Origin of the sequence: Aquabacterium commune, assembly GCF_004362855.1 — a bacterium.
GTDB classification, from domain to species: domain Bacteria; phylum Pseudomonadota; class Gammaproteobacteria; order Burkholderiales; family Burkholderiaceae_C; genus Aquabacterium; species Aquabacterium commune.
Genome location: NZ_SNXW01000001.1, coordinates 567827 through 586269, shown reverse-complemented (window position 1 = coordinate 586269; position 18443 = coordinate 567827). Strand labels below are relative to the sequence as shown.

Here is an 18443-nt window from a genome sequence, read left to right as displayed (position 1 = left end):
AGCATGGAAATTGAACGCGTTCTCGTCGGATACACCGGTTTTGTAGGCAGCAATCTGCTCCAGCAGCGGTCGTTCGACCTTTGCGTCAACAGGAGCAATTTGCGCGACTTGCAGAGCGTTCAGGCCGACTTGTTGGTGATCGCCGGACTGCCCGCTGAAAAATGGCGGGCCAACCAGGATCCTGTTGGAGATCTCTGCAACATGAGGGCCCTGCAAGGTGCCCTGGCGTCCGTGAACGCGAAGCAGGTGGTCGTTGTTTCCACTGTGGACGTATATCCATCGCCAATGGGGGTAAGCGAAAGCTCGCCGATTGACGTCGCCGCCGCTCAGCCTTATGGCAAGCATCGGCATGAATTCGAGGGATGGGTTGCGGGGCAGTTTCCGCGCTCCAGCATGATCCGATTGCCCGGTTTGTTTGGCTCTGGGTTGAAGAAGAACGTGCTGCACGACCTGGTTCGCGACCACATGACGGAGCGCATCCATCCTGAGTCGGCGTTCCAGTGGTACCCCATTGCCCGCCTGTCCAGCGACATCGAGGCCTTGATATCGTCGGGCTTGCCCCTCGTCAATGCTGCCACCGAGCCCATTTGCACCAGGGACATCGCCGAGCGCTTCTTTCCCTCCCGCGAATTGCAGAGTCAACCCAGTAGCCCCGTGCGGTACGACATGCAGAGCGAGCATTCGCAACTGTTTGGAGGCGCTGGCCCGTACTGGATGGATCGCCGAGCCGTCATGGACGCATTGCAGACGTGGCTGCGTTCGCCAGTGCCTGTGGCCCACGTCACTGCATGACCATGACAATGAAACTGGCTTGTTCCAACATTGCGTGGACCGATGCGCAGGAGGCGGCCGTGCTGCCATGGCTGCAGGCCCAAGGCGTGGGTGGCATTGAGGTGGCGCCGACACGTCTCTGGCCCAACTGGCATGGCGCAACACCTGCTGGCGCGCGTGAGTGGCGCAAGCGCATGGCCGATCAAGGGTTCTCATTGCCGTCGATGCAGGCATTGCTGTTTGGCAAGGCCGACGCCTGTCTGTTTGGCGCAGACGGTGGGAATGCCTTTGTCGAACACCTGGAGTTTGTCGCCGAACTCGGTGAAGGCCTGGGCGCCGGTGTTGCCGTGCTCGGCGCGCCACGCCAGCGGCTCCGAGGAGATTTGCCCATGGCCGAGGCGGTCGACCGCGCCATTCCCTTGCTGCGACGGCTGGCGCAAACATTCCACGATGCCGGCTCATGCTTGGCGCTGGAGCCGGCGCGGCCTGAGTACGGGGGCGATTTCTGCATCACCACAGCGGAGGTGTCTCAACTGGTTGCTGCGGTGGACCACCCTGGCCTCGGCGTGCACATCGATGCTGCGGCCTTGTTTGCCGCGGAAGAGTCCATTGAGGACCTGTGGGAAGAATCAAGGGGACAGCGCTGGGTCCACTACCAGATGAGCGAGCCCGAACTGGGTGGATTCTCTGCGCCGTGCGCACCACAGCTGGCGAATTTGCGCTTCTTGCGAAGCGTAGATTGGCCTCACTGGTGTGCGATCGAAATGCGAGTTCCGCCCATGGGCGTGATCGAGGAGGGGCCCTGGGCCATCCTTCGCGAAGCCCGAATGGGCTGACAAGGTCAAAACAACTTCTGCCCCGTCAGCCGCTCGTGCTCCCGCACGGCAAACCGGTCCGTCATGCCGGCGATGTAGTCGGCCACGGCGCGGTGGCGGTCGCCGCGTTCGGCAAAAGCGCTCTGCATTTCTTGCGGCGCTGCCACGTAGGCGTGGAACAGCTCGCTGAGCACCTGCTTGGCCCGCGCCGTGGTCTCGTTGACCTGCGGATGCCGGTACAGCTCCTTGAACAGGAAACGCTTGAGCTGGGTGCTGGCCTCGCGCATGCCTGGGCTGAAGCGCACCAGTGGCGGGCATTGGCGCGCCTCGTTGGCGTTGAGCGGCAGGTGCTCGGCGATGCGCGCGCGCGTGGCGTCGATCACGTCATAGACCTGCTGCGACAGCATGCGGCGGATGCTGTCGAACAACAAGCGGCGGCCCTTGGCCTGCGGGAACTCGCGCAGCGTCTCGTCGCGGAAGCGCACGAACAGGGGCACGGCTTCGAGCTGCTCCAGCGTGATCAGCCCGGAGCGCACGCCGTCGTCGATGTCGTGGGCGTTGTAGGCGATCTCATCGGCCAGGTTGCACAGCTGTGCCTCCAGGCTGGGCTGGGTGCCGTTCAGGAAGCGCAGGCCCACACCGCCGGGCTCGCGCGCTTCGAGCATCTCGGCGTGGCGACGCGAGCAGTGCTTGAGGATGCCCTCGCGCGTCTCGAAGGTCAGGTTCAGGCCGTTGTAGGGCAGGTAGCGCTCTTCCAGCTCATCGACCACGCGCAGCGATTGCAGGTTGTGCTCGAAGCCGCCGTGCTCGCCCATGCAGTCGTTGAGCACATCCTGGCCCGCGTGGCCGAAGGGCGTGTGGCCCAGGTCATGCGCCAGGGCCACGGCCTCGACCAGGTCTTCGTTGAGGCCCAGCGAGCGCGCGATGGACCGCCCCAGCTGCGCCACTTCCAGCGAGTGCGTCAGCCGCGTGCGGAAGAGGTCGCCCTCGTGGTTGAGGAAGACCTGCGTCTTGTAAACCAGACGTCGGAAAGCCGTGCTGTGCACGATGCGGTCGCGGTCGCGCTGGAACTCGCTGCGCGTCGGCGCACTGGGCTCGGGGAACTGGCGCCCCCGCGAGCGGTCGGGCTGGCTGGCGTAAGGGGCGGTCAACATGGCGGAAAGCCGTGCCAGTTCAGCGCACGTTCGCGGCGATCACATCGCGCACCATGGCATCGGGCGCGCCCCGCATGCCCGCCTGACCCAAAGGCCCGACGACCACGAAACGGATCTCGCCGCCTTCGGCCTTCTTGTCCACCTGCATCAGCTCGATGTAGCGGTCGGCGCCCAGGTCCGGGCCCTGCACGGGCAGGCCGGTTCGCTCGACCAGCGCGCGGATGCGCTGCGAGGTGGCCTCGTCGATCAGGCCCAGGCGGGCAGACAGGTCGGCCGCCATCACCATGCCGCAGCCCACGGCCTCGCCGTGCAGCCACGCGCCATAGCCCATGCCCGCCTCGATGGCGTGCCCGAAAGTGTGGCCGTAGTTCAGGATGGCGCGCAGGCCGGATTCCTTCTCGTCCTGACCCACCACCCAGGCCTTGATCTCGCAAGACCGCTGGATGGCGTGCCTGAGCGCAGCGCGGTCGCGCGCCAGCAGCAGGTCGAGGTTGGTTTCCAGCCAGGACAGGAATTCGGCATCGGCGATCGGGCCGTACTTGATGACCTCGGCCAGGCCGGCCAGCAACTCGCGCTGCGGCAAGGTGTCCAGCGTGTCGATGTCGCAGACCACACGCAGCGGCTGGTAGAACGCACCGATCATGTTCTTGCCGGCCGGGTGGTTGATGGCCGTCTTGCCACCCACGGACGAATCCACCTGCGCCAGCAGCGTGGTGGGCACCTGCACGAAGGGCACGCCGCGCATGTAGCAGGCCGCTGCGAAACCGGTCATGTCACCGACGACACCGCCGCCCAGGGCGTACAGCACCGTCTTGCGGTCGGCCGCCTCTTCCAGCAGCTTGGTGAACACCTGGTTGAGGGCCGGCCAGTCCTTGTACTGCTCGCCATCGGGCAGTTCCACGTCCAGCACCTGCTGGTGCAACGGTGCGATGGCCGCGCGCAGTTGGGCGGTGTAGAGCGGGCCGACCGTGGTGTTGGTGACGATCAGCGCCTTGGCCGATCGGGGCAGCCCGGCGAAGCTCTCGGCCTTCAGCAGGCCATCGCCGATCAGGATGTCGTAGCTGCGCTCGCCCAAGTCGATGGGCACGACCGAATGGCCTGCAGGCGCCGTGGTGGACAGTTGCGGGGCAGCGGAGGAAACGGGTGCAGATGCCATGCGTTCACGCGGGGTGCGGCAGAGTGCGCGGGTGGCGCGTTCAAGAAGCGCCCCGAACTTTCGCGGAAGTTCGGTCCCGGCCGCGACGCGTGGGGCATCCAACGCTGTCAGAACGACAGCGCGAAGAAAGAAGGTGACGAGCCTGACCCCGGCACTGGAGGCATTCGGTTAGGGCTGCTTCGTTCCCGATCTGACCCGGTTGGCCGCGCCCCCATGCGAGGAGGCCCGTCACCGACCATTGTACGCGAGGCCGGCCGTCCTGGCGGGCCTGGGCGTGCAGACCCTCGGCAAAGAGGGTGTCAGTCAGCTCAGGGCTTGTCGCCCAGCAGCAGCGGCTTGAGCATGTTGTCGGCCGGGTTCGCGCCAATCCAGATGCGCAAAATGGCGTTGTAGAAGCCGATGTCAGGCAGGGGCGAACCCAGTTGCTTGCCGTTGAGCGTGATGGTGGTGCCCACGGCCGGGTTGTAGTCACCGATGATGACCTCGCCCTTCTTCACGCCTTCGAACTCGGTGAACAGGTCGCCGAACTTGGTGATCTGGTTGACGAACTTCGTCTTCTCGTCTTTTTCCAGGTTCTTGTTGATGCCTGCCAGGAAGGCCGAGCCGAACTCTTCGGAGCTCAGGTCGCGCAGGAAGACGATCTTGAAGCGCTTGGGGCCATTGAGGGCCAGGATGTCGGCGGTGGTGGTCTTCTTCTCGGTCAGGTACAGGCCGATCGCATAGACCTTGAACACGGCCTTGATGCGGGCGCCGGCGCCATTGAGCACCAGATTCTTGCCCGCCACGGTGGCGGTGTCTTCGAGCTTCGCGCCCTGGACTTCAACGGCGTGGGCGGTGGACAGCGCGCCCAGGGCCAGGGCGGCTGCGGTCATGAGGGCGGTGATGCGAGCTTTCATCGGGAGGGTCCTTGGTGGTCGGAAGGGCGGAAAAGTGGGAGAGGACGGGAGGGTGTCGATGCTGACGTGCGAGGCTCAGGCGGTTGTTTCGAGCTTGAACACGCTCACCACCTCGGCCAGGCTGTGCGCCTGGTTCTGCATGGATTCGGCGGCCGCCGCGGCCTGTTCGACCAGGGCGGCGTTCTGCTGCGTCACGCCATCCATCTTGTGGATGCTGCGCGTGACTTCCTCGATGCCTTCGCTCTGCGAGCGGCTGGCCGCGGTGATCTCGCCAATGATGTCGGTGACGCGCTGCACGCTGGCCACCACGTTGTCCATGGTGCCGCCGGCCGAGGACACGAGCTTGCTGCCTTGCTCGACCTTCTCCACCGACTCGTTGATCAGCGTCTTGATTTCCTTGGCGGCCGTTGCCGAACGCTGCGCCAGGGTGCGGACCTCGCCCGCCACCACGGCAAAGCCGCGGCCCTGCTCGCCGGCGCGGGCGGCCTCCACGGCGGCATTCAGCGCCAGGATGTTGGTCTGGAAGGCGATGCCGTCGATCACGGAGATGATGTCCACGATCTTGCGCGAGGACGCGTCGATGGCGCCCATGGTGTCCACCACCTGGGCCACCACCTGACCGCCTTCGGTCGCGATGTTCGATGCGGCCGAGGCCAGCTGGTTGGCCTGCGAAGCGTTTTCGGCGTTCTGGCGCACGATGCGGGTCAGCTCGTTCATGGCCGACGACGTCTGCGCCAGCGAGGAGGCCTGCTCCTCGGTGCGCACCGACAGGTCGGAGTTGCCCGACGCGATCTGGCTGGACGCCGACGCGATGGCCACCGTGCCCTGGCGCACATCGCCCACGATGCGTTGCAGGCCGCGGTTCATCTCATCGAGGGCGCGCATCAGCTGGCCGGTCTCGTCCTCGCTCTCGCTGACGATGCGGGCACTGAGGTCGCCTGCGGCCACCTGCTCGGCGATCTTGACGGCGCGGTTCAGCGGGCGGGTGATGCTGCGGGTGGCGAAGAAGGCCACGCCGACGCTCACGGCGACGATGGCGCCCGCCAGGGCCACGATGAACAGGGTGGTGTTGCGGGCGGTCTCGGCCGAGCGCGCACCGGTGGCTTCCATCAGCGCGTGCTGGCGGGTGTTGAGCTGCTCCAGCGCCTCGAAGTACTTGGTGTGCATCGAACGCACGGAGAACAGGAACTTGGTCAGCGCTTCGTCCTTCTGGCCGCCCTGAACCAGTTCCACAAAGGCTTTCTGCGCCTTGTTGGAGCGCTCGCGGTATTTGCCGAGGTTGGCCAGCAGTTCTTTGTCGGCCTCGCCCGTCAGGGCCTTTTCCACACCCGTGGCCAGCTCGACGTTGAGCTTTTCGTACTTGGCGATGTTGACCAACTCGCCCTTGATCTGCTCCTCATCGCTCATCACCAGCACGCTGAGCATGCTGCGCGAAATCTCATTGAGGTTGGCCTTCATCCGGTTGGCGGTCACCGTTTGCGGGTAGGTGCTGCCGACGATCTCGGTGGTTTCCTGGCTGAGGCCCTGGATGCGCGTGAGCGCCAGGCCCGCGAGCAGAACCATCAATGCGATGACGAGGCCGAAGCCCATCGTCAGCCGTTGACCGATGCGGATGTTGCGGATGTTGAGCATGTGTTTGTCCACGAAGTCCAGACTGCGCTTCGCCGTGACGATCATCTCGCCGCCTGCCGACGGGCGAGCGGGTGAAATCCGTCACGAACGAATGCTTTATCGGACGTTCTGTGGGCAAACTGAACACGCCCGGGTGTAAACCCTGGGGTGTCCGTGGCGCCAAATGGCACCTACATCAGCGCAGTTGCAGCTCTTCTGCGCCGTATGTCACGCCCAGAGGCTCGATCACCACCTGCTTGGGGCCGTCTTCGACCCGACCCGCAACCATGGCGTCGATGCCCTGCGCCTGCGCGATCTCCACCACGCGCGGTGCCTGGTCGGCCGCCACATACAAGGCGAAACCGGCGCCCATGTTCAGCGTGCCGTAGGCCTCGTGGTCGTCCAGGCCGCATTCTTTCTGCATGAAGGCCAGGATCGCCGTCTTGGGCGGCACGGCCGTGATGCGGTAGGTCAACTGCTTGGGGTGACGCAGCAGCTTGCGCCAGCCATGGCCGGTCACGTTCGCGCAGTAATGCGGGAAAATGCCTTCCCTGGCCAGCGCCTCGGTCACGGGCGAGTACAGCGTGGTCGGTGCCAGCAGGGCCTCGCCATAGGTCTGGCCGTTGCCGATGTCGGTCAGGTAGCCCTGGGGCAGGCGCTCGGCCAGCTTGCGCGCCAGCGACAGGCCGTTGGCGTGGATGCCGCTGGCCGCCAGGAAGACGATGGCGTCGCCCGCGCCCAGCTTGTCGCCTACGGACAGGCGGGTTTTCGGGCTGATGATGCCGGTGCAGGAGGCGGCCAGGTCCACGCGGCCATCGGCCACGATGCCGGCCAGCGCGGGGGTCTCGCCGCCGCCCCAGGCGACATTGCTCACCTGGCAGGCCTTCTTCCAGCCGGCCACGAGCGCATTGGCGCGGACCTTGTCGCCGAACCAGTCGGAGCCGCCCGCGGCCCAGTAGGCCTGCACCACCAGGGGCGTGGCGCCCACGGTGATCAGGTCGTTGACCGCCATGGCGATGGTGTCCTGGGCGATGCCGTCGTAGTAGCTCTTGCCCGTCAGCAGGGCCATTTCATCGGCCACCAGGGTTTTGGTGCCCAGGCATTCGACGATGGAGGCCAGGTACATCGGGCCCACATCGACCACATAGGCCGACTCACCGCGCGAGGCCAGCACTTCGCTGAAGCCGTGGCTGGCCAGGTGGGTGCCGGTTTCGGCCGCGGCGCGCTGGGCGGCCACCTTCAGCGGGTCGATCAGGTCGTAGTTGACACCGGCCTGGTCGTAGGTGAGGGGAGCTGCGGACGGGTTGGGCGTGGCGGCGGTCATGGCGTGAGCAGGAGGTCTGGTGGCGCAAAGGCGGGATTATCCGTGCTTTGCCCCGACTTGGGGTGCGAGTCAGCCTCACTGGCTGATCTTGCGGGCTTCTTCCACCTGGTACTCGAAGTAACGCTGGCCCGAGAAGGCGATGCTCGCCATCAGCACCGTGGCGCCGATCAGCAGGCACAGGATCACCCCGATGATGGCCGGCCAGCCGCTGATGGGAGCCTGTTCGGTCTGCAGATGCGGGTTGTGCCGGGCGTGCCAGGCCGCATCGGGCGTCAGGCCGAAGACGATGCCCTGCAGCATGGTGCCCGCCAGCGTGAAGCCCAGCACCGGCACGAGCAGCCAGGCGAGCTGGTCGTCCTGCCCGTACAGCGAGACCCGGTGCAGACCCCACAGCCCAACCAGCGTGGGCAGCCACAGCAACCAACCCGCCTTGTCGCGCAGCCCGTGCAAATAGAAGCGGTGCAGCCCGAAGGCGCCACCCACGAAGGCGGCCCAAGTGGCCACGGTCTTGGAATGGATGCGGGTGGGGCGGGGTGACATGGGCTTGGCGGTGCAGGTTTTGCACATTCCGGTGAGGTCAGACTATAATCCGCGGTTTTCCGGCTTGGGCTGGGCGTTCGGGGAGGTTTTCCCGGTCGGACCAGCGCGTATCTAAGCAAGCCGGGCTTGTGGGTGGGTGCAAGTCTGTGACAAACACAGGCAAGTGCCGACCCAGATGAATGCCCAGATGATCACCCTGATGACTGCCCCCCGAGTGTCTCCCGGGACGCAGCCATCGCCCCCATTTGTGAAGGACACACCATGGTCGTGATTCGACTCTCCCGCGGCGGCTCCAAGAAGCGCCCGTTCTACAACATCGTCGTTGCCGAGCAAAAGAACCGCCGTGACGGCCGTTTCCTGGAGCGCGTGGGTTTCTACAACCCCCTGGCTTCCGGCAACGCCGAGTCCCTGCGCATCGCGTTTGACCGCGTGGACCACTGGGTCGGCAATGGCGCTCAAGCCTCCGACACCGTTGCTCGCCTGATCCGCGACGCCAAGGCCAAGGCTGTCGCCGCCTGAGCCTGAATGCCCAAGCAGAACAGGCTGGCATGAGCGAGCACGCGAACCCCTCCCCGCTGCTGCTGGACGACGGTGTCGTCTGGCCCGAAGACGCGGTGGAGGTGGGCCGCGTGGTCGATGCCTGGGGCGTCAAGGGCGGCATCAAGGTGATGCCGTTCTCGTCCGATCCTCAGGCCCTGTTCTGCACCAAGAAGTGGTTTTTGCGCCCCGCCGAAGCGGCTGCGGGCGCCGTCGTGCGTACGGGCGCAGGTGCGGGTGCGGGTGCGGGTGCGAAGCCGGTCTCGGCCGTGGCATCAGCCGCGCAAGCCGCCCGACTGAACGCGCCGCGTTTCCTGCAGGTCAAGAGCGCCCGTGAGCAAAGCGACATCGTGGTCGCCACCTGCGAAGGCCTGGACGACCGCAACGCCGCCGAAGCCCTCAAGGGCGCCCGCGTGTTTGTGTCGCGCTCGGCCTTCCCGACGCCCGACGACGGCGAGTTCTACTGGATCGACCTCATCGGTCTGGACGTGTCCAATCCGCAAGGCGAGGCCCTCGGCCGCGTCGTGGACCTGATCGACACCGGCCCCAACAGCGTGCTGCGCCTCGAGGGCGAAGCCGGCGAGGATGGCAAGCCCGTCGAGCGCCTGATCCCCTTCGTGTCCGCCTACATCCTCAGCGTCAGCCTGGCCGACAAGCGCATCGTGGCCGACTGGGGTCTGGACTACTGACCCTCGGCGCCGTCATGGCGCCAGCCGATGGGGGGCCCATGGCCGTTCGCTTCGACGTCATCACCCTGTTTCCTGAACTGTTCGCGCCCTTCCAGCAGGTGGGCGTGACGCGCCGTGCGTTCGAGACGCGGGCCGTCGATGTGCGCCTGTGGCCCTTGCGCGACCATGCCGAGGGCGCCTACCGCCGCGTTGACGACCGTCCCTTCGGTGGCGGGCCGGGCATGGTGATGCTGGTCGAGCCGCTGGTGCGCTGTTTGTCGGCCATCCGCGCGAGCCAGTCTGCCCATGCTGCCGAGGCCGCCGGTGGCCAGGCCCCATCCCCGCGCCTGCCGGTGATCTGGTTCAGCCCCGCAGGCCAGCGCCTGACCCAGCAGCGCGTGCAGCAGCTGGCCGCCGGCCCCGGTGCCGTGCTGGTGTGCGGCCGTTACGAGGGCGTGGACCAGCGCTTCATCGACGCCCATGTGGACGAAGAGCTCAGCCTGGGCGACTACGTGCTGTCGGGCGGGGAGTTGCCCGCGCTGACGCTGATCGACGCCGTGGCGCGCCTGCAGCCGGGCGTGCTGCACGACGCGGCCTCGCACGAACAGGACAGCTTCTCAAATGGCCTGCTCGACTGCCCGCACTACAGCCGCCCGGAGCTGCTGTCGGCCGAGGTGGCGGGCGTGCCAGATGATGCCGGTGGGGTGGATTGGCCCGTGCCGCCGGTGCTGATGTCAGGCCACCATGCGCAGATCGCGCGATGGCGCCGCGAGCAGCAACTGGCGCTGACGGCGCGCCGCCGTCCCGAGCTGATCGAGGCTGCGCGGGCCCGTGGCGAGCTGTCGAAAAAAGACGAAGACTTCCTTCGTGAATTGACGCTATAATCTGCGGTTTTGCAGATCCTCTGCCCGGCAAATCGAAGCAAATGGCATCCAGCCAGAGCAAATTTCAGCGCGGGCACGATCACTAGGAGCCTTTGATGTCCAACATCATCCAGCAGCTCGAGCAAGAGGAAATTGCTCGTCTGAACAAGACCATCCCCTCGTTCGCCCCTGGCGACACCGTGATCGTCAGCGTCAACGTGGTCGAAGGCACGCGCAAGCGCGTCCAGGCTTACGAAGGCGTCGTGATCGCCCGTCGCAACCGTGGCCTGAACTCCAGCTTCATCGTGCGCAAGATCTCCAGCGGCGAAGGCGTGGAACGCACGTTCCAGCTGTACAGCCCGCTGATCGCTTCGATCGAAGTCAAGCGCCGCGGTGACGTCCGCCGCGCCAAGCTGTACTACCTGCGCCAGCGCTCCGGCAAGTCCGCACGCATCAAGGAAAAGCTCTCCTGAGCTTTCGCCGCAGGCAAAAGCGGGCCTCACAGCCTCATTGCCCTGCGAAGCCAAGCCGCCCACGCCCCGCGCGTCGGCGGCTTTTCTCATGGCGGCCCCCGAGTGTCGGACATTGCTGCGATCATTGAGGCCATGGCCATTTCCATCGACCCCCGTGCCGCCGAATTGCTGGGGCACGACCAGCACCTGCCACCCGTCTCGCCCCTGCATTTCTCGCGCGATGCGCTGCTGAGCCGCTTCGCCCAGCCGCCGCAGTGGCAGCCCGATGTCGATGTCGAGAAGTGGTACTGTGCCCCCGACCCGGTCCACGCCGCCGTGCTGGTGCCGCTGGTCATGCGCGACCGGGCTTCGGTGCTGCTGACCCAGCGCACGGCCCACCTCAGGAAGCACGCGGGCCAGATCAGTTTCCCCGGCGGGCGCATGGAGCCCACCGACGCCGATGCGGTGGCCGCCGCCCTGCGCGAAGCCCAGGAGGAAGTGGGCCTGGACCCGCAGCGCGTGGAGGTCTTGGGCAGCCTGCCCACCTACACGACCGGCACCGGCTTCATCGTCACGCCGGTGGTGGGCTTGATCGTGCCGCACGACCACGACCACCCCTGGCTCAGCCTGCAGCCCGATCCGGGCGAGGTGGAGGAAGTGTTCGAGGTGCCGCTGGACTTCCTGATGGACCCGCGCCACCACCAGCGCCGCGCTTTCGACCTGTCGGGCACCTCGCTGGAGTTCTTCTCGATGCCGTGGTCGTCCGAGGCCGGCAAGGAGTATTTCATCTGGGGTGCGACCGCCGCGATGTTGCGAAATTTATACCGCTTCCTCTCCGCATGAGCCTTCCGCTGCAAACGGGCGCATGGGCAGGCGGCCCGACCGCTATCATCAAGGCATGAGCTTTTTTGCCGTGCTCTTCGCCTTGCTGGCGGAGCAGCTCAAACCGCTGTCCAACCTCAACCCCATCCACCACGCGCTGGCGGCCTGGGTGCGTTGGGCCGGGCGCAATTTCGACGCGGGTGCCGATGTGCATGCCCGCGTGGTCTGGGCCATCACCGTGCTGGCGCCCTCGGCATTGGTGGCGGTCAGCTATTACTTCATCAACCGCTACAGCACGGTGCTGGCCCTGGCGTTCGATGTGGTGGTGCTGTACCTCACGCTGGGCTTTCGCCAGTTCAGCCACCACTTCACGGCCATCCGCGATGCGCTGGAAGCCGGCCAGGAAAACCGCGCCCGCGAGCTGCTGGCGCACTGGCAGAACCTGGACGCCAGCGAGTTGCCGCGCACCGAGATCCTGCGCCATGTGCTGGAGTACTCGTTGCTGGCCGCCCACCGCCATGTGTTTGGCGTGTTTTTCTGGTTCGTGGCCCTGTCCAGCCTGGGCCTGGGCCCGGCCGGCGCGGTGCTCTACCGCCTGGCCGAGTTCGCCGGGCGTTACTGGGCTTACCGCAGCCGCGTGACGGGCACGCCCACGCACGACCGGCTCATGGACCTGTCGCAAACGCTGTTCGGCTGGCTGGACCACGTGCCCGCCCGCATGACCGCCTTCGGCTTTGCCGTGGTTGGCAATTTCGAGGATGCGGTCGATGCCTGGCGCCGGCACGCCGTGTTGTGGCTGCGTCCGAACGAGGGCACCATCCTCTCGGCGGCCTCGGGCGCCCTGGGCGTTCGGCTGGGTGGCCAAGCCGCGCCGGTCGCGGCCGATGGCGCACGCGATGTCAGCCGCACCCTCAACCAGGGCGACTCGCCCAGCCTCATCGAGGCCGAGGGCAGCACCCAGGGCACACCGCCGTCGATGGCCCACCTGCGCAGCGTGGTCGGCCTGATCTGGCGTTCGGTGGTGCTGTGGATGCTGCTGCTGGCGCTGCTGTCGCTGGCCAACCTGATCGGTTGATCACAAGCCCGCAGACCGGGGCCCTGCGCCTGCTCAGGCTTTGAGCGCCCGCGCCTTGCCCAGCCAGTCGGCCAGGGCGGCAAGGATGTCGGTGCGGCTGAAGGAGCAGCTTTCCTCGCTGAACAGCGCAGCGCTCTCGATCTGGCTGAGCAGGCGCTCCAGCACGTCCACATAGCGTTGCGGCAAGGCGGGTTGGTGCGTCTCGGCAGCATCGCGCCAGACGCGCGCCAGGTCGGTGACCGAGAGGTCGCCACAGGCAAAGGCTTCGAGCGTGAGGGGCAGGGCGGAGAGTCGGTCTGTCATGGCGCTAAAGGGGCTTGGGGCGGTGTCTGGGCTTGCGCATCGGGCTGGCGTCATGCGCTCACCAGCGCGGCTGGCTGAGCTCGTCGAACAGGTCGGTGTAGAGGCTCAGGCGGATGGGGCTGACCTCACCACGCTCCACCGCGGCACGCACGGCGCAGCCGGGTTCCTGGCGGTGGGTGCAGTTGTGGAAGCGGCAGTTGGCGACGTGGGCGCCCAGGTCGGGCATCCAGCGCGTGAGTTCGGTGGCGGCGATGTGGTGCAGGCCGAACTCCTGGAAGCCCGGCGAGTCGATGATGGCGCTGCGCTCGGCGTCGCCCGGTGCGCCGTCCAGCCAGTACCAGAGGCTGGAGGTGGTCGTGTGGCGGCCAGAGTTCAGCGCCTGCGAAATTTCGCCCACTTGCGCACGGGCCTCGGGCAGCAGGGTGTTAATCAGCGTGCTTTTGCCGGCGCCCGAGGGGCCCAGCACCAGGGTGGCCTTGCCTTGCAGCAGGGGCATGACCTGGGCGCGTGCGGCGTCTTCTTCCGATTTGAGCGAGAGCTCGACCACGTCGTAGCCCATGGCGCGGTAGGGCGCCAGGCGCGCGCGGGCGGTGTCGGCACCGGGCAGGTCGATCTTGTTGAGCACGACGGTCACGGGGATGTCGGCCGAGCGCGCGGCGATGAGGGCCCGCGTGAGTTGCATCTCGCTGAAGACGGGCTCCACGGCGATCCACATCAGCAGCTGGTCGAGGTTGGCCGCGAAGGACTTGCTGCGCCATTCGTCCTGGCGCCACAGCAGGTTGCGGCGCTCGTCCACCGAGGTGATGACGCCTTCGTCGCCGCCTTCCAGCGTGTGTTGCCAGCGCACCCGGTCGCCCACCACCGCTTCGCTTTTCTTGCCGCGTGGATGGCAGATGAGGCGGTGGCCGGCATCGTCTTCCACCATCACATGGCGGCCGTGGGTGGCGACCACCAGGCCACCGGGGTCGGTCGAGGCGGTGCCGCCTTTGGCCTTGGTGCGCCCCGGGCGCGTGGGGGCCGCGCTGCCGTGTCCGCGCTTCATGCGACGAGGGCGTCGATGCGCGCCGCACAAATGAAATCGTTGACCGACAGCCCGCCCACCGAGTGGGTGGACCAGTTCACCGTGCAGCGGCTGTAGCCCACGGTGAGGTCGGGGTGGTGGTCCTGCTCGTGGACGATCCAGGCGACGGCGTTGACGAAGGCCATGGTGCGGTGGAAGTCAGAGAAGGTGAAGGTGCGCGTGAGCACCACGGCCGCGCTGTCACCTTGGGCCGCGCGCTGGATGTCCCAGGCGGTGAGCTGGGTCAGCAGGCTGGCGGCTTGGCTGTCGTCGAGCGCGGGGCCCGTCTGGTGGCTGCAGCGTTGTTGCAGCAGGGGCGTGGGGTGGCTCGGCGGGGTGTGCATGGCTTGGGTGTCGGATGCGGGTCAGCGGGAGGGCAGGGCCAGCATGGCCGCCAGGCGCTCGGTGGCCGGTGGGTGCGAGTAGTGGAAGCGCACGTACAGCGGGTCGGGCGTGAGGGTCGAGGAGTTGTCCTTGTAGAGCTTGATCAGGGCGCGCGCCAGGTCGGTGCCGCTGGCCTGTGCGCAGGCGTAGGCATCGGCCTCGTACTCGTCTTTGCGGGAGAAGGCCGACATCACCGGAGCGACGAAGAACATCACCGGGGGCAGGGCCAGCAGCATCAGCAGCAGCGCGAGGGCGTCGTTCGGCGCGCTCAGGTTGGGGCGCACACCCAGGCCCAGGTAGAAGCCTGTCTGGTGCGTGAGCCAGCCGAGCAGCGCGAAACCGCCCAGGCTCATGGCGAAGACCATCAACATGCGCTTGAGCACGTGCTTGTGCTTGAAGTGGCCCAGCTCGTGGGCGAGCACAGCCTCGACCTCGCCGTGCGTGAGGCGCTTGAGCAGGGTGTCGAAAAACACCACGCGCTTGGCCGCGCCCAGGCCGGTGAAGTAGGCGTTGGCATGGGCCGAGCGGCGGCTGCCGTCCATCACGAACAGGCCTTGGGCCTGGAAGCCGCAACGGGCCATGAGCGCTTGCACGCGCTCGGCCAGGCTCGTGTCGGTGAGGGGTTCGAACTTGTTGAACAAGGGCGCGATGAAGATGGGGAAGATCACCATCAGCAGCAGGCTGAAGGCCACCCAGACGCCCCAGGCCCACAGCCACCAGACCGGACCGGCTGCGCCCATGAGCCAGAGGATCAGCGCGGCGATGGGCGCTCCGATGAGCACCCCCAGCAGCGATTGCTTGAGCTGGTCGAGCACCCACAGGCGCCAGCCCATGCGGTTGAAGCCGTGGCGTTGCTCGATGCGGAAGGTGCTGTAGGCGGCCAGGGGCCACTCCACCAGGGCGCCGATGACCGAAAACGCACCCAGCAAACCCAACTGGTAGCCCAGCGGGCCGACGCGGGGCAGCAGGGCCTCGCGCAGCGTGTCATTGAGGACGTCGAGGCCGCCCAGCAGGGTCCAGCCCAGCAGCATGGCGGCGCCCACCAGGTGGCTCACGGCGCCAAAGCGCAGCTTGTCGAGCGTGTAGTCGGCGGCGCGCTGGTGGCTGTGCAGCGGCACCTCGTGGGCAAAGGCCTCTGGCACGGCGCCGCGGTGGCGCGCCACATGCCGGGCCTGGCGGCTGTCCAGCCAGAGGCGGGTCAGCATCGAGGCCAGGACGAAGGTCACGAAAAGCGAGGTCACAAGGCTGGGGTGCATGCCCATGAGTGTACGTTTGCCGCACAATCGGCGGTCTGACAGCCATGTCAAATCCTTGAGAATGTCCAGGCGACGCGACCCTCCCGAAAGACCTTGATGAGCGAACAGACCTCCAGCACCGACCTGGCCACCGCGGCCCCTGCCGCCACCCTCGCCAAGAGCGACCAGAACCTGATCTGGATCGACCTGGAGATGACCGGTCTGAAGCCCGAGAGCGACCGCATCATCGAGATCGCCGTGGTCGTGACCGACGCGCAATTGACCGTGCGCATCGAGGGTCCGGTGTTCGCCGTGCACCAGTCGGACGCCGCGCTCAACGCCATGGACGCCTGGAACAAGGGCACGCACGGCCGCAGCGGCCTGATCGACCGCGTCAAGGCCTCGACCGTGACCGAGGCGCAGGCCGCCAAGGACGTCATCGCCTTCCTCAAGCAGTACGTGCCGGCGAACAAGTCGCCCATGTGCGGCAACTCCATCTGCCAGGACCGCCGCTTCCTGGCCAACTACATGCCGGACCTGGAAGCCTTCTTCCACTACCGCAACCTGGACGTCAGCACGCTCAAGGAGCTGGCCAAGCGCTGGAAGCCGGGCCTGTCGGAGGGTTTCAAGAAGGCGCAAAAGCACACCGCGCTGGCCGACATCCACGAATCCATCGACGAGCTGGCCTACTACCGCGAGCACTTCCTGGTGAAGTGAGCGGGGAGGCGTTGTCAGCGCTGTTGCCAGGCGCTCACCGCTTGCGCCAGCACATCGCCCACGGTGGTGGATGCGGTGGTTGCCGGCAGCGCCAGGCCCAGCACGCGCGCGGCTTGTGTCAGCGCCGCACACGGGTCGCGCAGGTCCAGCGGTTCTGCGCCGTTTTGCTTGGACAGTTTCTCGCCGTTTTCGCCGCGCACCAGGGGTGTGTGCAGGTAGCTGGGCGTGGGCAGGTTCAGGCAACGCTGCAGCCAGATTTGGCGGGGCGTGTTGTCGGCCAGGTCCTCGCCGCGCACGATGTGGGTGATGCCTTGCGCGGCATCGTCCACCACGACGGCCAGCTGGTAGGCCCACAGGCCGTCGGCGCGCTTGACCACGAAGTCGCCCACCGCGGTGTCGAGCGGTTGTGATTGCGGGCCCAGGCGGCGGTCGGTCCAGGCCAGGTGCGCGCCATTGCCACTGCCCTCGCCCTCGCCATCGGGCACACGCAGGCGCCAGGCGCGTGGCGTGCGCCCCTGGAGGCCCGCCTGCAGGCCGTGCGCGTCGGGCCGGCAGGTGCCGGGATAGACCAGCTCGCCATGCCGTGGCTTGTGCCGCCCGGCGACTTCGTGCGCGCGGGCGATGTCGGCGCGGGTGCAGGCGCAGCCATAGGCCAGGCCTTGCGCGATGAGCTGGTCGAGTGCGGCCTGGTAGAGCGCACCGCGCTGGCTTTGCCACACGGGTGGCGCATCGGGCAGCAGGCCGCAGGCGGCCAGTTGCGACAGGATGAGGGCGTCGGCGCCGGGCACGCAGCGGGGTGTGTCCACATCCTCAATGCGCACCAGCCACTGGCCGCCCTGCTGACCGCTTTGCCCAGGGTTCACGCCACCGTGGGCACGCACGTCCAGCCAGGAGGCCAGCGCCGCCACCAGCGAGCCGGCGTGCAGCGGCCCGGTGGGCGAGGGCGCGAACCGGCCCACGCAGCGGGCGGGCAGGTGGCTCACAACAGCAGCCCCTCGTGCAGGTCCAGCAAGGCCTGGCGCGTCTTGGTGCTGGCCAGCTGGTGCAGCCACCAGGTCAAGGCCAAGCCCGGCTGGGCCACGCTTTGGCGCCAGGCGTAGTGCGCCGTGATGACGCGGCGCGGCCCTGCCACCACCTTGTGCACCAGGCGGCCGCTGGCCAGGTGGGGGCGCACCATCGGCTCGGGCAGGTAGCCGATGCCCATGCCACGCAGCTGCGCCTCCAGCTTGGCCGACATCGACGGCAGGGTCAGCACGTCCTGGCCAGGCAGGATGCCGACGGTCATGGGCTCCATCCGCTTGGCGGTGTCGGCCACGGCGATGATGCGGTGCGCTGCCACGGTGGCGGGGCTCAGCGGCTCCGCAGCCGTCGCCAAGGGGTGGTGGGGGGCCACGGTCAGGATGAAGTGGTGCTCGCCGATGGGCTCGCAGCGGATGTCCGGGCCCGAGGCGCGTTCGCTGGACACCCCGATGGCCAGGTCGGCTTCGCCCGAGGCCAGGGCCTCCCAGGTGCCTGTCATGACCTCGCTGCGCATGCGCAAGCGCGTGGGGGGCTTGAGGCTCAGGAAGGCCTCCATCAGGTCGAAGACGGCATGGGGCGCGATCGCCTTGTCCACCGCGATGGTCAGCTCGGTCTCCCAGCCGGAGGCCACGCGCCGCACGCGGTTGGCCACGGCGTCCATCTGCTGCAGCAGCAGGGTGCCTTCGCGCAGCAGCTCCTCGCCGGCCGCGGTCAGGCGGGCCTGGCGGCTGCGCCGGTCGAACAGCAGCACATCGAGCGCGTCTTCCAGCTGGCGCACGCTGTAGGTCAGGGCCGAGGGCACCTTGCCCAGCTCGCGGGCGGCGGCGGCAAAGCTGCCCGTGCGCGCGATGGTGACGACCATCTGCAGGGCGTCGGGCGACAGCGCGTGGTGCTGGTGGGGGTGGCGGTCGGACATGGCGTGGGCCGAAGGGCCTTGTTCATTCAAACGGTTTGAATGATGCCATCAGTCGCGTGCACACGTCGCGACAGCTTGCGAGCCTACAGTGGGATCCATGGACACGGCGCACCAGGCGCCCCGT

The 18443-nt window shown here is 67.2% G+C and carries 21 protein-coding genes and 1 other RNA gene; 9 read left to right on the top strand and 13 right to left on the bottom strand.

Features of this window, described 5'->3' with window-relative positions:
- The first annotated feature begins 3 nt into the window (after window positions 1–3).
- Together EV672_RS02630 and EV672_RS02625 are read left to right on the top strand one after the other, a co-directional pair.
- The gene (locus tag EV672_RS02630; protein ID WP_133606002.1) at window positions 4–792 is read left to right on the top strand and encodes a hypothetical protein; all 789 of its coding nucleotides are present in this window, start codon (window positions 4–6) and stop codon (window positions 790–792) included.
- A 2-nt stretch (window positions 793–794) separates the two neighbouring features.
- Entirely contained in the window at window positions 795–1607 is an 813-nt protein-coding gene (locus EV672_RS02625) for a sugar phosphate isomerase/epimerase family protein (protein ID WP_166643419.1), read from the top strand.
- A gap of 5 nt (window positions 1608–1612) precedes the next feature.
- On the opposite strand, the gene EV672_RS02620 is transcribed toward EV672_RS02625, so the two are convergent.
- The 7 genes from EV672_RS02620 to EV672_RS02590 form a co-directional block, all read right to left on the bottom strand.
- Complete coding sequence (locus EV672_RS02620) at window positions 1613–2740, bottom strand: deoxyguanosinetriphosphate triphosphohydrolase (RefSeq protein WP_133606000.1); 1128 nt, start codon at window positions 2738–2740, stop codon at window positions 1613–1615.
- 19 nt (window positions 2741–2759) lie between these two features.
- Complete coding sequence (gene aroB, locus EV672_RS02615; protein WP_133605999.1) at window positions 2760–3896, bottom strand: 3-dehydroquinate synthase; 1137 nt, start codon at window positions 3894–3896, stop codon at window positions 2760–2762.
- Window positions 3897–4028: 132 nt separating this feature from the next.
- Window positions 4029–4126: signal recognition particle sRNA small type (gene ffs, locus EV672_RS02610), an RNA gene on the bottom strand.
- 78 nt (window positions 4127–4204) lie between these two features.
- Complete coding sequence (locus EV672_RS02605; RefSeq protein ID WP_133605998.1) at window positions 4205–4792, bottom strand: chalcone isomerase family protein; 588 nt, start codon at window positions 4790–4792, stop codon at window positions 4205–4207.
- Between the two features lie 75 nt (window positions 4793–4867).
- Window positions 4868–6469, bottom strand: a complete 1602-nt coding sequence (locus tag EV672_RS19195; protein WP_166643418.1) for a methyl-accepting chemotaxis protein — start codon at window positions 6467–6469, stop codon at window positions 4868–4870.
- Between the two features lie 130 nt (window positions 6470–6599).
- Complete coding sequence (locus tag EV672_RS02595; RefSeq protein WP_133605997.1) at window positions 6600–7727, bottom strand: AIR synthase-related protein; 1128 nt, start codon at window positions 7725–7727, stop codon at window positions 6600–6602.
- Between the two features lie 75 nt (window positions 7728–7802).
- The gene (locus tag EV672_RS02590; RefSeq protein ID WP_243738476.1) at window positions 7803–8267 is read right to left on the bottom strand and encodes a TM2 domain-containing protein; all 465 of its coding nucleotides are present in this window, start codon (window positions 8265–8267) and stop codon (window positions 7803–7805) included.
- A 261-nt stretch (window positions 8268–8528) separates the two neighbouring features.
- Here EV672_RS02590 and rpsP point away from each other — a divergent pair, with 261 nt between their 5' ends.
- The 6 genes from rpsP (at window position 8529) to EV672_RS02560 (ending at window position 12684) form a co-directional block, all read left to right on the top strand.
- The gene (gene rpsP / locus EV672_RS02585; protein ID WP_133605996.1) at window positions 8529–8786 is read left to right on the top strand and encodes a 30S ribosomal protein S16; all 258 of its coding nucleotides are present in this window, start codon (window positions 8529–8531) and stop codon (window positions 8784–8786) included.
- Between the two features lie 29 nt (window positions 8787–8815).
- The gene (rimM, locus tag EV672_RS02580) at window positions 8816–9493 is read left to right on the top strand and encodes a ribosome maturation factor RimM (RefSeq protein ID WP_133605995.1); all 678 of its coding nucleotides are present in this window, start codon (window positions 8816–8818) and stop codon (window positions 9491–9493) included.
- Between the two features lie 38 nt (window positions 9494–9531).
- Complete coding sequence (gene trmD, locus EV672_RS02575; RefSeq protein ID WP_133605994.1) at window positions 9532–10356, top strand: tRNA (guanosine(37)-N1)-methyltransferase TrmD; 825 nt, start codon at window positions 9532–9534, stop codon at window positions 10354–10356.
- Window positions 10357–10451: 95 nt separating this feature from the next.
- Entirely contained in the window at window positions 10452–10808 is a 357-nt protein-coding gene (gene rplS / locus EV672_RS02570; RefSeq protein ID WP_133605993.1) for a 50S ribosomal protein L19, read from the top strand.
- A 132-nt stretch (window positions 10809–10940) separates the two neighbouring features.
- Complete coding sequence (locus tag EV672_RS02565; RefSeq protein ID WP_133605992.1) at window positions 10941–11630, top strand: CoA pyrophosphatase; 690 nt, start codon at window positions 10941–10943, stop codon at window positions 11628–11630.
- A gap of 55 nt (window positions 11631–11685) precedes the next feature.
- Window positions 11686–12684 carry a CobD/CbiB family protein gene (locus tag EV672_RS02560; protein ID WP_133605991.1) on the top strand — a complete coding sequence of 333 codons (999 nt, stop codon included), beginning with the start codon at window positions 11686–11688 and terminating at the stop codon, window positions 12682–12684.
- 33 nt (window positions 12685–12717) lie between these two features.
- On the opposite strand, the gene EV672_RS02555 is transcribed toward EV672_RS02560, so the two are convergent.
- The 4 genes from EV672_RS02555 to EV672_RS02540 are packed head-to-tail and all read right to left on the bottom strand — an operon-like array spanning window position 12718 to window position 15687.
- Window positions 12718–12987, bottom strand: coding sequence for a hypothetical protein (locus EV672_RS02555; RefSeq protein ID WP_133605990.1), 270 nt, complete (start codon window positions 12985–12987; stop codon window positions 12718–12720).
- Window positions 12988–13045: 58 nt separating this feature from the next.
- Window positions 13046–14029: a ribosome small subunit-dependent GTPase A gene (rsgA, locus tag EV672_RS02550; RefSeq protein WP_133605989.1), complete on the bottom strand. Its 984-nt coding sequence runs from the start codon at window positions 14027–14029 to the stop codon at window positions 13046–13048.
- Window positions 14026–14391 (bottom strand): 4a-hydroxytetrahydrobiopterin dehydratase, encoded by a 366-nt coding sequence (locus tag EV672_RS02545; protein WP_133605988.1) that lies wholly within the window; start codon window positions 14389–14391, stop codon window positions 14026–14028. The genes rsgA and EV672_RS02545 overlap by 4 nt, the downstream gene beginning before the upstream one ends.
- 21 nt (window positions 14392–14412) lie before the next feature.
- Complete coding sequence (locus EV672_RS02540) at window positions 14413–15687, bottom strand: M48 family metallopeptidase (protein WP_133605987.1); 1275 nt, start codon at window positions 15685–15687, stop codon at window positions 14413–14415.
- 96 nt (window positions 15688–15783) lie between these two features.
- Here EV672_RS02540 and orn point away from each other — a divergent pair, with 96 nt between their 5' ends.
- Window positions 15784–16383, top strand: coding sequence for an oligoribonuclease (gene orn, locus EV672_RS02535; RefSeq protein WP_133605986.1), 600 nt, complete (start codon window positions 15784–15786; stop codon window positions 16381–16383).
- Between the two features lie 14 nt (window positions 16384–16397).
- Here the strand turns inward: orn and gluQRS are convergent, their stop codons facing one another.
- Both gluQRS and EV672_RS02525 read right to left on the bottom strand, forming a co-directional pair.
- Window positions 16398–17357, bottom strand: coding sequence for a tRNA glutamyl-Q(34) synthetase GluQRS (gene gluQRS / locus EV672_RS02530; RefSeq protein ID WP_133606480.1), 960 nt, complete (start codon window positions 17355–17357; stop codon window positions 16398–16400).
- 5 nt (window positions 17358–17362) lie between these two features.
- Window positions 17363–18319 carry a LysR family transcriptional regulator gene (locus tag EV672_RS02525; protein WP_133605985.1) on the bottom strand — a complete coding sequence of 319 codons (957 nt, stop codon included), beginning with the start codon at window positions 18317–18319 and terminating at the stop codon, window positions 17363–17365.
- Window positions 18320–18443 lie beyond the last annotated feature (124 nt).

Bases quoted from the DNA above. Each gene is read 5' to 3' on its own strand.
- EV672_RS02630 (WP_133606002.1), top strand. From the start codon at position 4: ATGGAAATTGAACGCGTTCTCGTCGGATACACCGGTTTTGTAGGCAGC.
- EV672_RS02625 (WP_166643419.1), top strand. From the start codon at position 795: ATGACAATGAAACTGGCTTGTTCCAACATTGCGTGGACCGATGCGCAG.
- EV672_RS02620 (WP_133606000.1), bottom strand. From the start codon at position 2,740: ATGTTGACCGCCCCTTACGCCAGCCAGCCCGACCGCTCGCGGGGGCGC.
- aroB (WP_133605999.1), bottom strand. From the start codon at position 3,896: ATGGCATCTGCACCCGTTTCCTCCGCTGCCCCGCAACTGTCCACCACG.
- EV672_RS02605 (WP_133605998.1), bottom strand. From the start codon at position 4,792: ATGAAAGCTCGCATCACCGCCCTCATGACCGCAGCCGCCCTGGCCCTG.
- EV672_RS19195 (WP_166643418.1), bottom strand. From the start codon at position 6,469: ATGATCGTCACGGCGAAGCGCAGTCTGGACTTCGTGGACAAACACATG.
- EV672_RS02595 (WP_133605997.1), bottom strand. From the start codon at position 7,727: ATGACCGCCGCCACGCCCAACCCGTCCGCAGCTCCCCTCACCTACGAC.
- EV672_RS02590 (WP_243738476.1), bottom strand. From the start codon at position 8,267: ATGTCACCCCGCCCCACCCGCATCCATTCCAAGACCGTGGCCACTTGG.
- rpsP (WP_133605996.1), top strand. From the start codon at position 8,529: ATGGTCGTGATTCGACTCTCCCGCGGCGGCTCCAAGAAGCGCCCGTTC.
- rimM (WP_133605995.1), top strand. From the start codon at position 8,816: ATGAGCGAGCACGCGAACCCCTCCCCGCTGCTGCTGGACGACGGTGTC.
- trmD (WP_133605994.1), top strand. From the start codon at position 9,532: ATGGCCGTTCGCTTCGACGTCATCACCCTGTTTCCTGAACTGTTCGCG.
- rplS (WP_133605993.1), top strand. From the start codon at position 10,452: ATGTCCAACATCATCCAGCAGCTCGAGCAAGAGGAAATTGCTCGTCTG.
- EV672_RS02565 (WP_133605992.1), top strand. From the start codon at position 10,941: ATGGCCATTTCCATCGACCCCCGTGCCGCCGAATTGCTGGGGCACGAC.
- EV672_RS02560 (WP_133605991.1), top strand. From the start codon at position 11,686: ATGAGCTTTTTTGCCGTGCTCTTCGCCTTGCTGGCGGAGCAGCTCAAA.
- EV672_RS02555 (WP_133605990.1), bottom strand. From the start codon at position 12,987: ATGACAGACCGACTCTCCGCCCTGCCCCTCACGCTCGAAGCCTTTGCC.
- rsgA (WP_133605989.1), bottom strand. From the start codon at position 14,029: ATGAAGCGCGGACACGGCAGCGCGGCCCCCACGCGCCCGGGGCGCACC.
- EV672_RS02545 (WP_133605988.1), bottom strand. From the start codon at position 14,391: ATGCACACCCCGCCGAGCCACCCCACGCCCCTGCTGCAACAACGCTGC.
- EV672_RS02540 (WP_133605987.1), bottom strand. From the start codon at position 15,687: ATGCACCCCAGCCTTGTGACCTCGCTTTTCGTGACCTTCGTCCTGGCC.
- orn (WP_133605986.1), top strand. From the start codon at position 15,784: ATGAGCGAACAGACCTCCAGCACCGACCTGGCCACCGCGGCCCCTGCC.
- EV672_RS02525 (WP_133605985.1), bottom strand. From the start codon at position 18,319: ATGTCCGACCGCCACCCCCACCAGCACCACGCGCTGTCGCCCGACGCC.